Source organism: Clostridium vincentii (assembly GCF_002995745.1).
GTDB classification, from domain to species: Bacteria; Bacillota; Clostridia; order Clostridiales; family Clostridiaceae; genus Clostridium; species Clostridium vincentii.
This window is the reverse complement of the sequence record NZ_PVXQ01000007.1, coordinates 1-13670: the sequence shown is the minus strand read 5'-3', so window position 1 is coordinate 13670 and position 13670 is coordinate 1. Positions and strand designations below refer to the sequence as shown.

General features: G+C 30.0%; 15 protein-coding genes. 3 read left to right on the top strand and 12 right to left on the bottom strand.

Annotation, left to right across the window (positions count from 1 at the left end):
* Positions 1 to 16 precede the first annotated feature (16 nt).
* From CLVI_RS04565 to CLVI_RS04555, 3 genes are all read right to left on the bottom strand, one after another.
* Entirely contained in the window at positions 17 to 862 is an 846-nt protein-coding gene (locus tag CLVI_RS04565; protein WP_207655329.1) for a phosphotransferase family protein, read from the bottom strand.
* Between the two features lie 178 nt (positions 863 to 1040).
* Positions 1041 to 1358 carry a hypothetical protein gene (locus tag CLVI_RS04560; RefSeq protein ID WP_106058944.1) on the bottom strand — a complete coding sequence of 106 codons (318 nt, stop codon included), beginning with the start codon at positions 1356 to 1358 and terminating at the stop codon, positions 1041 to 1043.
* 75 nt (positions 1359 to 1433) lie between these two features.
* Complete coding sequence (locus CLVI_RS04555) at positions 1434 to 1751, bottom strand: hypothetical protein (protein ID WP_106058943.1); 318 nt, start codon at positions 1749 to 1751, stop codon at positions 1434 to 1436.
* 104 nt (positions 1752 to 1855) lie between these two features.
* Between CLVI_RS04555 and spoVB the strand changes: the two genes are divergently transcribed.
* Positions 1856 to 3355, top strand: a complete 1500-nt coding sequence (gene spoVB, locus CLVI_RS04550; RefSeq protein WP_106058942.1) for a stage V sporulation protein B — start codon at positions 1856 to 1858, stop codon at positions 3353 to 3355.
* A 79-nt stretch (positions 3356 to 3434) separates the two neighbouring features.
* Here spoVB and CLVI_RS04545 read toward each other — a convergent pair whose 3' ends face one another.
* The 8 genes from CLVI_RS04545 to CLVI_RS04510 all read right to left on the bottom strand — a co-directional run bounded on the left by CLVI_RS04545 (position 3435) and on the right by CLVI_RS04510 (position 12118).
* Complete coding sequence (locus CLVI_RS04545) at positions 3435 to 4208, bottom strand: alpha/beta hydrolase (RefSeq protein ID WP_106058941.1); 774 nt, start codon at positions 4206 to 4208, stop codon at positions 3435 to 3437.
* Between the two features lie 191 nt (positions 4209 to 4399).
* On the bottom strand, positions 4400 to 6010 hold the full coding sequence (locus CLVI_RS04540) for a putative polysaccharide biosynthesis protein (protein ID WP_106058940.1): 1611 nt from the start codon (positions 6008 to 6010) through the stop codon (positions 4400 to 4402).
* 13 nt (positions 6011 to 6023) lie between these two features.
* Positions 6024 to 6992, bottom strand: a complete 969-nt coding sequence (locus tag CLVI_RS04535; RefSeq protein WP_106058939.1) for an RluA family pseudouridine synthase — start codon at positions 6990 to 6992, stop codon at positions 6024 to 6026.
* A gap of 66 nt (positions 6993 to 7058) precedes the next feature.
* On the bottom strand, positions 7059 to 8243 hold the full coding sequence (locus CLVI_RS04530) for a M20 metallopeptidase family protein (protein ID WP_106058938.1): 1185 nt from the start codon (positions 8241 to 8243) through the stop codon (positions 7059 to 7061).
* A gap of 45 nt (positions 8244 to 8288) precedes the next feature.
* Positions 8289 to 10268, bottom strand: coding sequence for a cell division protein FtsA (locus CLVI_RS04525; RefSeq protein WP_106058937.1), 1980 nt, complete (start codon positions 10266 to 10268; stop codon positions 8289 to 8291).
* A gap of 103 nt (positions 10269 to 10371) precedes the next feature.
* Positions 10372 to 10791, bottom strand: a complete 420-nt coding sequence (locus CLVI_RS04520) for a hypothetical protein (protein ID WP_106058936.1) — start codon at positions 10789 to 10791, stop codon at positions 10372 to 10374.
* 177 nt (positions 10792 to 10968) lie between these two features.
* Positions 10969 to 11382, bottom strand: coding sequence for an MFS transporter (locus CLVI_RS04515; protein ID WP_170065589.1), 414 nt, complete (start codon positions 11380 to 11382; stop codon positions 10969 to 10971).
* 1 nt (position 11383) lies between these two features.
* Positions 11384 to 12118 (bottom strand): MFS transporter, encoded by a 735-nt coding sequence (locus CLVI_RS04510; protein WP_106058934.1) that lies wholly within the window; start codon positions 12116 to 12118, stop codon positions 11384 to 11386.
* Between the two features lie 187 nt (positions 12119 to 12305).
* On the opposite strand from CLVI_RS04510, the gene CLVI_RS04505 reads away from it, so the two are divergent.
* Positions 12306 to 12632 (top strand): DUF5661 family protein, encoded by a 327-nt coding sequence (locus tag CLVI_RS04505; protein ID WP_106058933.1) that lies wholly within the window; start codon positions 12306 to 12308, stop codon positions 12630 to 12632.
* 50 nt (positions 12633 to 12682) lie between these two features.
* Here CLVI_RS04505 and CLVI_RS04500 read toward each other — a convergent pair whose 3' ends face one another.
* A complete protein-coding gene (locus CLVI_RS04500) occupies positions 12683 to 12967 on the bottom strand; it encodes a hypothetical protein (RefSeq protein WP_106058932.1) in 285 nt (94 codons plus the stop codon).
* 411 nt (positions 12968 to 13378) lie between these two features.
* On the opposite strand from CLVI_RS04500, the gene CLVI_RS17965 reads away from it, so the two are divergent.
* Positions 13379 to 13504 (top strand): hypothetical protein, encoded by a 126-nt coding sequence (locus tag CLVI_RS17965; RefSeq protein ID WP_278320499.1) that lies wholly within the window; start codon positions 13379 to 13381, stop codon positions 13502 to 13504.
* Positions 13505 to 13670 lie beyond the last annotated feature (166 nt).

Sequence of the window (13670 nt, the reverse complement as noted above, 5' to 3'; positions counted from 1 at the left end):
CCTAGCTTTCTTTTAGTTATAACAACTTCCACCATTTATTGGAACTTATTTTAGATTTATCAGCTTTCATACATTTTTTAATAAAACTAATTAAATTTGCTTTTTCCGAAGGCATCCCATAATATAATCTCTCAGCAGCTCTAACAATCAGCCATTTTGAAAATTCACTCCAATCAAACTGTTCTATTTTATTGCAATTTGAGATATACCTTCCTGAAATCAAATTCCCTACAGTGCTTGTAATGAAATGTTCCATTTTTGACACACTTTCAATTTTCGGTGTATTCTTCATTAATATAAATGTATGTGCTATATCTGAAAGTTTCCTACCTGATGTCACTCCAAACCAATCTATTACATAATACTTATCCTCTGAAATAATTATATTACCTGGATGAAAATCGCCATGGCAAATATCATTTCCTTCTGGAAGTTCATCTATAACATCAATTACAAAATCTTTCATTTCAGAATCTAACATTTCTACTTTTGATATAAGATATCTAGCTCTTTGTTTTATGGGACTCAAATTCAAACCTTTTGCAGACCCTGCAATTTCTATTTGAAGACTTGCAAGCTTTTTAACTTGAGAAAATAGCTGATAAGGCTTTTTCTGCATCTGCAACAACATGGTTTTACCATAGATTCTTTGCATAATTATTGCCGGCTTATTATCTACATTTATAAATTCATATACTTTGGGAACTTCTTTTCCATTATCTTCTAAAGCTTTCATAACATAGAATTCTGTTAGGGCATAGGCTTTATCTTGAGGATTTCTAAGTACCCTTAATATTTTGTCATTATCTAATTCATATATATCTGCTTGTCCACCACTTGCTATTAATTTTAACTTACTCAAATCATACATTTTTTTAATTCCCTCTTAATTTAAAATTTAATAAACTATAAAAAAAGTGCCTATTATATTTATAACAACAATTAAATTTACATCTTTGTTAAATAATTTCTAGGCAATCTGCTTTAACTTTCAACACATTGTACCACATATTCCCAAACAAATAATATCCACAAAAAACTTATGTAGAAATTATAATAGCTATCTCTCCAGTACCAACTACTAATATAATATCTCCATTATTAATAGTTCCTAAGTTTATAACTTCATTTCTAACATCAAATCTTTTATATAGTTTCTGATTTCCATTAGAATCAAGTATTACTAAACTTGTAACATTATTGGGAGTTATAAGCTTAGCCGTAGCATTAAACGGCTGAATTTCAGAAATATTATAGATTCCTTGTTTATAAGTTTTTGAACTTATAATTGCTTTTGGGCTTTGAGTAAACCCAATTATAAATATTAGAAAAATCATTAAAATTCTCTTAATTTTCATTTTATACACCTCATTTTATTATATTTTCGCTAATATAAAAATTAAATACTTAAAATATAATATCCCAATTTTCTTTTAAGAAATCAAAGCTTCTCCCTTTCCAATTATTGATATTTTGTAGTCAGCTTGAAGCGGTAGCAAATTATATTTTTGTGATTTAGGTTGCAATCGTATAGATTGTTGTATAACTTCATCCTTATCAAAAACAAATATATTAATACTATTGGTTGTGGAAACATTTTCAATAATATAAATAATATCTGATGAAAATTTTAACTCATCTACTTTGTAAACACCTTCCTTTAATACAGTTGCCGCCGCTACCGGTGTTGCTATTAACATATTAAATGATAAACATATTAAACTTAATAATAAAACAGTAAATTTTCTCATTGCATAACCACCTTTTAATTTTATTGTTAGCAATAAAATTAATATTATTCTAATTTTCTGTTTTTTTGAATATGCTTTATTGTAGTTAAAGGGGTGAACAAGCTTTGCATAAGGACAACTTTTTTAGAAATTCATTTTTATTAACGGCTTCTAATATAACCACAGGAATTTTGGGTTTTATTTTTTCCATATATCTTTCTCATGTATTAGGACCTGAAGGAATGGGATTATATAATTTGGTTATGCCTATATATAATCTTTTTATTTGCATGATGTCAGCTGGAATTTCAACATCTATTTCTAAAATTTCTGCTGTGTATGCTGAAAAAAATCAAAATAGTAATTTACTCAAGACAATTAATACTGTTGCCATATTTAATATTGCATGGGCAATTTTTATTGGAATAATGGTTTTTTTCTTTGCACCTACAATAGGAGGGCAAGGGATAAACGATATTAGAACCATCGATGCAATTAAGGTGACATGTCCTGCTATGGTTTTTATAGCTCTCTCTAATATATTGAAGGGATATTTTTGGGGTACTTATAAAATAGCAGTACCGGCTATAATTGATATTTTCGAGAAAGCTTTAAGAATATTAACTGTAGGAATTTTAATCTATTTATTTACTGCTAAGGATCTAACTTTATTAGTTACTCTTTGTTATGTTGCCCTTTCTCTTGGAGAATTGCAAAGTCTTATCTTGCTTTATATTTATTATAGGCGGTGTATTAACAAAATTCCAAAGACCTATGAAAAAACAGAAAGACGTTCCCAATTACTTTTCAACGTGCTAATTCTCTGCTTGCCCTTGACCTTGAACGGGTTTTTAAGCAATATATTTAATACTTTATCCACCTTAGTCATACCTAGGTGTCTAGTAAATTCAGGCTTTTCACATACAGAAGCCTTATCAATGATTGGAAAATTCACAGGTATGGCAATGATGATTATTGGAATGCCCCTTATAGTTGTTGGCTCCATTAACATCCTGCTTATTCCAGACCTTTCCCAAAGTATTAGTAAAGGAAACTACTACGATGCTGGGGTCCGGATAAAAAAGGTTATGAAGATAGCATTCCTTTTAGGACTAGCTACCACAACAATATGCCTCCTAATACCAGATGCTTTAGGAGAAATGCTTTATCAAAGAAATGATTTAGGCGATTATATTAAATATGGTGCTTTATCAGCTCCAATATTCTTCACCTCAGTTACTATGTTTGGGATATTAAATGGTATAAATAAGCAGGGAATTATTCTTAGAAATTCATTAATAGTCGCTGTATTAGAGCTTATAGGTTTATATGTATTTACCTCTATTCCTAGTATAAATATATACGGATATACTATCACATTATTTGTAACCTCCATTGTAAGTGTGGTACTTAATCTTTATGAGGTTCAAAAAACAATTTATCTTAATTTATCCATAACTGATATAATTATCTACCTTTTGCTCTTTGGCATAATTTTGATTGTTTTCAACATGTTGATACAGAATGTAATTGGACCATTAAACGTATTTAAAAACATTCTAATTATACTTATAACCTTCGGACTCTTCACCTTCCTTGGAACATTTGGTCAACAAGAATATTAAGGTACATGAAATAAAATTAGGCTTTAATATAAGTATTTTTCACTTATAGTAAAGCCTTTTTATATAAGGTTCAAACTCCCTATAGGAGTTCTTGTGTTAAGAACTCCACTGTATTTTCAATCACTTGCTCTTCCCATTCTTTTTTATCAAATGTATGATTAGATCCCTTAATTATTTTTAATTGAGAAGCCTCTTTAAAAATTTCAATATACCTTTCTGATGCACTTAATTGAACTACAGTATCTTTGTCTCCATGAATTATAAGCGATTTTTTATCATACTCAGCAGCTTTTTCGTAGATTTTTATATCTTTAGCATTATCCACAAAACCTGCTCCAAGAAGCAACCCTTCAACATCAAAATATCCTTGTTCTCTAAATTCTTCATATTTATCCCCAATATAACTCTGTGATAAAATAACTTCATCCATATTTCCTGCTGGTGCCCATAGACATTGAGCCATAATATCATTTTTTCTTCTACCTGCAAGCATGCTTGAAATTGCCCCTCCCATACTTAACCCTAAAAGTGCTATTCTCTCATTATCTACAAAACTTAAATTCTTCACATAATTTAAAATATTATTAGCATCTTCTAATTCTGTTTCCATAGTCATATCTATAAAATTTCCATCGCTTTCGCCACTTCCGATAAAATCACATCTTATACTTGCTATTCCCATTTTTTCTAATAATTTAGAGAGTTTCACAAACATAAAATGTGGTCCCATCATATTGCCACAAAATCCATGCAAGATTATAACTATAGGAATCTTCTCATTTATATTTTCAGGAACATGGAGCATTCCTCTAATCTTTAATTTTCTACTTTCAATTTCAACAAAAGTTTGCACTATTTTACCCCCTAATAATTTATATATTAATTATTATTATTATCTTCATATGTTTACTATGTTTTATTATAATAATACTTTAGGGCAAATGTGTCAATACTTATATAAAAAAAGTGACACAAAAGCTATATTAAAAAAATACTAAACTTATTAGCATTTTTAAATATAGCTCTGTATCACAATTTTTCAATTTATCTAAGCTTTATACGCATAAATCTTGGAAGTATTGTCATTATTTTAGGAGATATATTCTCTATATCCTTTTTTGTTATACCTCTCATTAATATCATTAAGTATGCATATACAAATCCGCCTAATGCCACTCCAATTATACAAATTGGTATTGCTGTAAGTCTTGACGGCTCAACAAACCTATATAAAAATTCAAATGGTAATTTCATAACATAAATAACTATTGCCATAGCTGACGATGCTACTATAGGCCTAATTATTAGTCTTATTATTGGCATTCTCATCTTCATAATGGAACATATCTTTCTATGATTTAATATAGCAGGTATTAGATGCCATAAGCAATTACCTACAATTACACCATAAATATTTATTTCTGGTATTCCAACTAAGACATAATTAACTATTATTTTAATTACAATTCCTATACAAAAGGTCCCCAGAATATAATATAGTCTATTAATTCCCTGCATTACTATGCTTTGTATCTGTGTCATAGACATAAGAACCATAACAAATGAACCCATAAGCATCATATCAGAGCCTCCATCACTTAAATAAAGACCCATGTATATATCTGAGCTAAGTATTGATAAACCAACTGCTGATGGAATTGCAATCATAAATGTTAGTTTAAAGGCCTGACTTATACTTTTCTTTAATTCTTGTCGATTCTTAAGTACAAGTGACTTAGCTAAAGCAGGTAAAACGGTTGTCCCTATTGCTGTAATAATTACTAAGGGAACGCCGTATAAAGTTCTATATATTCCTAGCATACCATATAAAGCATTTGCAGCATCCTGACTAAAACCTGCGACTAAAAGCCGCTTAGAAACATTAACCATATCTACTATACCGCCAAAATTTTGCAATCCTGCACTTATAGTGATTGGAACAGAGTACATAATTAACTTTTTTAGGATTCTGCTATCTATTATTTTTTTATCCAGGGAAGGAGCCTCTAAAGCCTCCTCTTTATACCTTTGTTTATCATAACAATAAATTATATATAGACATGCAAATAAAGCACCAACAGAAGTACCAATCTGTGCTCCTGCACTTCCTAGAGCTACACTGCTTTGAACTAGTATATAAGCTCCAAGTAGACTTAATGTAACATTTATTATTTGCTCAAATATTTGAGAAATTGCAATTGGCTTCATGTCACTTTTTCCTTGCATAAATCCTCTAAGAACAGCTAACATTGAAGTTATTAAAACGCAAGGACCTAATACCATTATACCGATTTTCATTTCTGGTGTTTTAGAAATATCAGCAATTACGCCTGCAAAAACTATCATTAAAATCCCAAGGATTGCCCCTATAAAAACATAAAATTTGGTGGCTACTTTTAAAGTTCTTATTGCTCCTTTAGGATTTTTTAATGCCGTATACTCCGCAACAACCTTTGCAACAGCTGGCTGTACTCCCATGGAAGTTAAAGCATATATAAATACAAATACTTCTGTACTCTTTGTATATACCCCATATCCTGTAATTCCTAATATTTCTCGTAAAAAAGGTGTATAAAACAAAGATATTACCTTAGCCAGAATACCAGCTATGGAAAGTATAAACATACCCTTAGCTACTGAAGATTTTTCTCTCATAATCGTCACCTATCTATATATCAAATTTAAATGTGTCCAGTTTTATCTTCTTAAATATAGGAGGTAGTGCTTGAACTATAGTTTTATTTCTTAAGTAGCTTAATTTTCCTCCTACTTCTCTAAATATAATCTTATATGCATAAAGGAATTGATGCTCTAATCCAAATTTATTTACAAAAGATGAATTAAGCTTTTTATCCCCATACTTAGAATCTCCTATAAGAGGGTTACCTAAGTAAGTAAGATGAGCTCTAATTTGATGACTTCTTCCTGTTATTAAATTTATCTCTAAGAAAGATAAAGCACCATTTGTTTGGATGCTAGTAACTTCCATAGCAATTTCCTTAGCATTTGGAGCCATATGATCTAATACTTTTGAAGTATTAGTTTCTTCATTCTTTATGATATAGGCGTTATATAATCCACTTTTCACTTTACCCTTAACTAGGGTAAAATAATACTTCTCGATTTGCCCATCTCTTATAGTTTCATTTAACACTCTTAAAGATTCAAAATTCTTTCCAAACATAACCATACCAGATGTATTTCTATCTAGTCTGTTACAAGCTGCTGGTGTAAATGTTATTTCTTCTTCAGGAATATATTGTCCCTTTTCATTTAAATAAGAAAGTACATAATCTGTTAATGTAGCTTCTTCCTTCTTATTGCTATCTGGATGTACTAATACCCCTGGCCATTTTTCAACAACAAGAACATTCTCATCCTCAAAGCATATTTTAAGTCCACTTGAATCCACCTTGATGAATTTTTCAGCAGTGTCTTTAACGCTTGTAATATATTTAATTTCTACTACATCATTTTGTTGCAAGGAATACTTTTCTTTTTCCTTTTTTCCATTAACTCGAACATCTCCCTTTCTTAATGCCTTAAATATAGCACTTAAAGGTACATCTTTTAAAAGCTTTCTTAAGAATTTATCTAATCTTTGTCCAGCTTCATTTGTTCCTATCTCTATTCTCAAAATAAAATCAACTCCTATTGTTATCCTTTTGTTCATAAATATCCATTATACTAGAATAATATTAAATCACTTCTTTGTCAAATATTCATATACTATGTCGCATTGAATGGCGACTCCTAGGGGCAATGCTCTCTCATCTATGTCGAAAAGACTACTATGAGCAGGTTTATCCGTATTCTTCGCAACATTTCTAGTTCCTAAAAAATAAAAGGCAGAGGGTCTTTCATTAGCAAAATATGCAAAACTTTCAACACCCATACTAGGATTTTGTTGCTCTACTACATTTTCTTTTCCTAAAATAGCTTCAGCTGATTTTCTTACCCTATCAACTGCATCATCCTCATTATATAAGCATGGATATCCTTCTTCTATTAGGACTTCTGCCTCCGCCCTAAATGCAGTACATATCCCTTTAACAAGTTTTCCAATTCTGTTTGTGCAATAGATTCTGTCTTCATTGGTTATAGTTCTAATAATACCTGATAAAATTACCTCTTCTGGTATTATATTTTGTGCTGTTCCTCCATGAATACTTCCTACAGTTATTACAGCAGACGCTAAGGGTGATACTTCCCGGCTTACAATTGTTTGAATTGCTGTAATTACATTTGCTGCCACTATAATAGGATCTATGGTATCATCTGGATGAGCACCATGTCCTCCACTCCCTTTTATCTTAATTATAAAAGGATTTGACGCAGCATTAGATGTACCTTTTCTTACTTTTATCTTTCCACAATCTAAATCTTCAGTAACATGAAGTCCAACTATCATATCTACTCTAGGATTTTCTAGAACCCCTTCTTTAATCATAATAGGAGCTCCTCCTGTAGTTTCTTCTGCTGGTTCAAATATAAGCTTTACTTGACCGTGAAAAGACTTTTTATATTTATTTAATATTTTAGCCACTCCAAGTAAGATTGTAGTATGCCCATCATGCCCACATGCATGCATTTTCCCTTGAACCTTTGAACTATATAAACATTTTTTCCTATCTTGAATTGGAAGTGCATCCATATCAGCCCTAAGGGCTATAGTTTTATTCTCTCCATCTTTCTCCCCTTTTATAATTCCACATACCCCTATTTTTGCAAAAGAACAAAAAGGTATTCCTTCCTTTTTCAAAAAATCTTTAACTATTTGTGAAGTTCTTAAGACTTCGAAGCCCAATTCTGGGTTTTCATGTAGATCTCTTCTGATAGTAATTAATTCTTCTTTAATATTCTCTGCTTCCTTTAAAAAGGCAATCATTGATATTCCTCCAAAAAAATACTAGGCATATGAAAAAAATATGCCTTAATCCCAATAAACCTCTATTTGATCTCCCTCGGTTAACTTATCTGTATAGGCAGCTTTCTCACCATTTAATAATAATCTAATATTTCCCCTAATGGTTGTTAAATCAAAATTCATATGATTAAATATATCTACAAATATATAGGAAGAGTTTCCACTTAACTTTACCTCTTCTTTATTAACCATTACAGTAAAAAATTCTTGTTTCTCACTATTTTTTTCAGTTGTTATAGCCACTTCTTCCTTATCATTATTAGTATATAATTTTATGCCATCTTCTAGTATAAAATCATCATTTATTTCTTCATTATCCTTAAGTAAGGCTTTTTCGTCTTTTAAAATATATTTTTTAAGCAATAAAAGAGTGTTAGGTATAAATACTTTTACATCATCCTCATCCTTTATTTCTTCTGTAAATTCCTTAATTTCTTCATTCACTATACATATTGGCTCAAGGTTAATAATTTTATTATCTACATAAATACTTATAGAATTAATATCCTCTATAAATTCACTAACCTTAGGAGAAGAATCCTTACCATTTTGTGCGTAAGTAACCTTTATTGAATCTCCTTCTTTAATTTCAGATTCAATATTTGCCTGAGAACCATTTATAGTTATGCCAGCATTTTGTCCAATGCTACCAAAGGCTAGTCTCTTTTTACCATTAGCTACAAATCTTATATTCTTACCAGCCTTGCCAATTAAAAGACTTGGATTAATTCCAGCCTGAAGAAGAACATCCATTACCGTATGTTTATGAGAATTAAATAAACTTACAGCATCATCATTTAACTCTACATTAATAAAGTCATTTCCCAAACTTCTTATTGCAATCAAAGCAATTCCTAAAACAGTAACCCCTGCTGAACCAAGGTCATTATTTGCTACACACTCTGGCACTGAGGTCCTATCCTTAATTGCAATTCTTTGAGTTGGAATATTAAGATTTGCAGCAATTTTCTCAAGCAGCCCAGGTGTATGAGCTCCTCCCCCAACTAAAAATACAGCTGCAGGTGATTTCCCTCCATTTATTTCAGTTATTTTAGTTGCAATAGCCTCAGCTATTTTACTAACAACTGGGTTTATGAGCTTTCTGAGATTTTCAGATGAGACAGTATTCTCAAGACCTAATATATCTGTATATGTAATCTCCTCTGAAATCTCTATTTTTCTTTTTATGTCTTCCCCAGCATTAAAATCCACTAAGTATTCTTGTGCTATAACCTCTGTTACCTCATCTCCAGCCATAGGTACCATTGCATAAGAACTTATAGTCTCCTTTGAACTAATTGCAATATCTGATGTCCCTGCTCCAATATCAACTAAGGCTATATTTAATAATCTTAAATTTTTAGGAACAACAGCCTCAATTGCTGCAATAGGCTCTAATGTTAAATTAATAACCTTAAGTCCAACCTTATTCATTACTGTATATAAAGAATCAATAACAGAACGTGGCAGGAATGTAGCTATAACATCAACTCCTACTTCTTCGCCTTTATGTCCTAAAATGCTTGAAATTACATAAGAATTTAAATAATATCCCTTTCTTGAATATCCTACACAATATAATTTTCCAGCTGTATTTTTATTAACTTCCTCTTCAGCCTTTTTTACTGCACTCAATTCAATACTTCTTACAATTTCCTTGTCAATTTCCTGCTCTCCATTTAATGATATATCTGCCCTAGCTTCACAGGTTCTTAAAAATCTACCTGCAGCTGCAATAGAAACCTCTTCTAATTTTATCTCTAATTCATTCTCTATCTTTTTCTTTATACCATCTACAACTTGAACAACTAAATTAATATCATGTATCTGTCCATCTATCATAGCTCGCTCTTCATGCTCCTGATATTTTTCGCATAAAACTTCAAATTTTTTATTTCTAACAACACCAACTGTTCCTATTATAGAACGTGTTCCTATATCTAATGAAAATATTATGTCCTTTGGATTAAAAGTAACTTTCTCCATCATAATCTCATCCTTTTTTTTATAAGTTAAAAGCTTATATTCTAGTGAATATAAGCTTAATATAAATTATATAATATTACCATTTAACATTCAATGGCATGATTTATTTACTTTTGCCAAATAACCCTTTTAAAGTTATACCAATTCCTGCTGCTGTCATTCCATACATAAGTATTGCTATAAATAAAGTAGTCCGTCTAAAGCTTATCTGTAGTCCCATTAGTATTCCTAATAAAATAAATATTACTCCAAAAATAACTAATAACCATCCAAGTATTGACTTTTCATTGAAAAATAAAACTATTATTCCAATTATCAGTGGCAATAATACTAGTCCAAAAGGTGGATCAAATCCTAACATTCTTGATAAACCAAAATTACTTGATATGGTAGTGTTTTGAAATATTAAAAACACTCCTATTCCAAAAACAATTATCCCTACAAAAAAGGTAAAAAGATTTCCCTTCTCTCTTCCCTTATTTCCACCATATGAATATTCATCTAAATCATTTTTATTTGCCATAATTACCCCCAATTAAATATAATCCTTTTATTAAGCTACTATTATAATATGAGCTTAACAATTTTAAATCTATAATTTATATTATAGTATTTTGAGTATATCTGTCAATTGAGTAATAATATTCTACATGTCATTAAAGGGAAGCTAATACTTTCGTAGCATCAGCCCTCTATAGATTTATATACCATACTCAACTATAACTTTTTTAGATAATTTTCTTTCACTTAATATGTATACAATCATTCCAACAATTGCTATTATCGATGCTATTAAAAATATAAGATTATATCCTCCTAGGGCCTCTGCTACCATTCCCCAACTAAGAGACCCTATTCCAAAGCCAGAATCTATAGCAGCATAATACATGGCATTTGCAGTTCCTCTTATCTTTTTTGGAACAGCCTTAATAACCATAACATTAAGAATAGGCATTAGAGTTCCAATTACTAATCCATATGGAAATGCTAATAAAATTAATATATTTTTAGACATTACATTTGCCATGAAAAATAAAACAATTATTAGTATCACAAAATCACATAATGCTATTTTATGAACTCCAAATTGATTTGTAATTTTAGTTATAAACAATCTAGATATAAGAGTTGCTAAAGCAGATTACTGTAGTTTGAGCTATTGCCAAAATAAATATAATTGCAAGTGGTGCAAAAAACTTAAGTCCTAAAGAAAAGAATTTCACTTCTTTTTCTTCATCTTCCTTATTTATAATTATTTTATGGCCAGATCTTTGAAATTTATATTTCACAGGAAAGGCAGAAACTGTTGTTATTGCTGCAATTATAAATGTTATGAAGAATAAACTCTTAAAATTACTATAGTCTGATCCAATTATCGATAATGCCATTGTAGGTCCTAAAGCAGATGCCACCGTTGCAGCTATGCCTGCATATCCTATCCCCTCAAGGAGCCTATCCTCAGGAATAATATCTGTAACAATGGTTGCAATTGCTGTAGATGTTATACCAAATCCAATTCCATGAATAATACGTGAAATTATAATTATATATATATTATCAGTTATTCCATACATTAAAGCCGCTATTGCTGTTATTATCATTCCTACAATAAGGACTTTTTTTCTCCCAACTTTATCTAAAACCTTGCCAATAAAAGTTCTTACAAAAAGAGCTGATAGTGTGAAGACCGTAGTCATAAACCCTGCATATATATCCGATCCAGTAATTGCCTTTGCATGTATTACTATAGTTGATAATAATAGATGGCTAACCATATTAATTCCTATTGAAAGAAGTATTGTTATAATATAATATTTACTCCAAAGCTTGCTACCATTTTTTGAACCCATAATTTCCCCCTAAGTTTCCATTACCCTAACAAATTATAATATACATTTTTTCTATTTTATACATTGAATTTGTATATCTGTACTAGTACACACTACTGATAATCTCTAATTTCATAGCGTAGTCTGTTACACATTTAATATTTTAACCATATACTAACAATGAAAATAATATAAATTTGGTGTAAAAGTGAAACATAGTAATTGGATAATATGGAGACTAAGAGATGAGCCTAACAAAAAATCATTTACTCTAGATGAAGCATCAAAAATAGCTAAAACTCTAGGAATTGATTTTTCTAAACAAGAGTTTGATCTCGAACAATTTAAAATTGGTTTAAATGTAGAACTGGAGCATGGAGATAAGTTCCCCCAGGCTAATGTAACTCAAAATGACCCAATTTTAACTGGGAAAATAGCTTTAGCACATTTATTGGAATTCCCTGATTATTACATCAGAATAAAAAAGCTTGAAGATGAAGCTACTGCCTATTGGAGTGCTAAAAGAAAAAAATAGAAAAAATCGTTCTATTCATATAATTAGAATAGAACGATTTTTTACTATAATTAGTTCTTAATAACAATTTTACCTTCAAAATTACTTTTCAAATTATCTATTTTAGCTCTTAGTTTAGCGGTAATTTTTCTTTCTTGTTTTATCTTTGCCATCAATTCCTTTAGCTCTTCATCATAATCTTCTTTTTCAACTTTATTTAAAAAAGAAAATTTAATATATTCAATTTCTAGTTCTTCTATTTCAACAGGTTTATTTTTAATTTCTTGTTCAAGTTCTTGAATCAAGCTCTTGAATGCTTTTTCTTTAACTATGTCACTGATTTCAAATTTGCTCATAATATTACACCACCTTAATAACGATATTAATCAATATATTCATATTAACTAGAGTATATTTCTACATATTTAAGTTCTTTCCTTCTTTTTCTGTGTTAATTTAATGTTAATTTTTTATTTACTCTATTATTATTCATTATGTTTTGTAATTAAATTATTACAACTTTCTATTACTGCAATACGCTATGAAAACTATCTATTTTCCATTCGCCATCTTCCACCTTAAGTTTTATATCTCCATTATCTGCAAAAGATTTGTCAAATGAATTTAACGGAATGATTCTTTGCTATTTAATTTGTTTTATTAATATAGTGGTAATATCCCCCTTAAATGACTTGTACATCTCATATATAATTTTTACAGTATAAATTATAATTAATATAACAAAACTTTAGGAGGTGCACTTTCTCATGAGTATTAAAAAAGAAGAACTATTAGAAAAGATTTTAAGAGAGCTTCAAGATATTAAGGTTATGGTTCAAGCAAATTCTGATGACATTAATTACTTAGTAAAAAAACAGGACAAGCAGGACTAATTTTTATTTAATTTATAAACGTGCAAATATTTTTTTAGAAATCGAGTAGGAGCTAAATAATTATTTTATTTAGCGTCCTCTCACACCACCGTGCATACCGTTCGGTACACGGCGGTTCATTAGAAATTAATGTATCTTTTGATATTTGCTTGTTAGGCTAACGAAT

Coding starts and splice junctions, on each gene's coding strand:
- CLVI_RS04560 (WP_106058944.1), bottom strand. CDS start 1,358: ATGAAAATTAAGAGAATTTTAATGATTTTTCTAATATTTATAATTGGG.
- CLVI_RS04555 (WP_106058943.1), bottom strand. CDS start 1,751: ATGAGAAAATTTACTGTTTTATTATTAAGTTTAATATGTTTATCATTT.
- CLVI_RS04540 (WP_106058940.1), bottom strand. CDS start 6,010: ATGAGAGAAAAATCTTCAGTAGCTAAGGGTATGTTTATACTTTCCATA.
- CLVI_RS04530 (WP_106058938.1), bottom strand. CDS start 8,243: ATGATTGCCTTTTTAAAGGAAGCAGAGAATATTAAAGAAGAATTAATT.
- CLVI_RS04525 (WP_106058937.1), bottom strand. CDS start 10,268: ATGGAGAAAGTTACTTTTAATCCAAAGGACATAATATTTTCATTAGAT.
- CLVI_RS04520 (WP_106058936.1), bottom strand. CDS start 10,791: ATGGCAAATAAAAATGATTTAGATGAATATTCATATGGTGGAAATAAG.
- CLVI_RS04510 (WP_106058934.1), bottom strand. CDS start 12,118: ATGGGTTCAAAAAATGGTAGCAAGCTTTGGAGTAAATATTATATTATA.
- CLVI_RS04500 (WP_106058932.1), bottom strand. CDS start 12,967: ATGAGCAAATTTGAAATCAGTGACATAGTTAAAGAAAAAGCATTCAAG.
- CLVI_RS17965 (WP_278320499.1), top strand. CDS start 13,379: ATGAGTATTAAAAAAGAAGAACTATTAGAAAAGATTTTAAGAGAGCTT.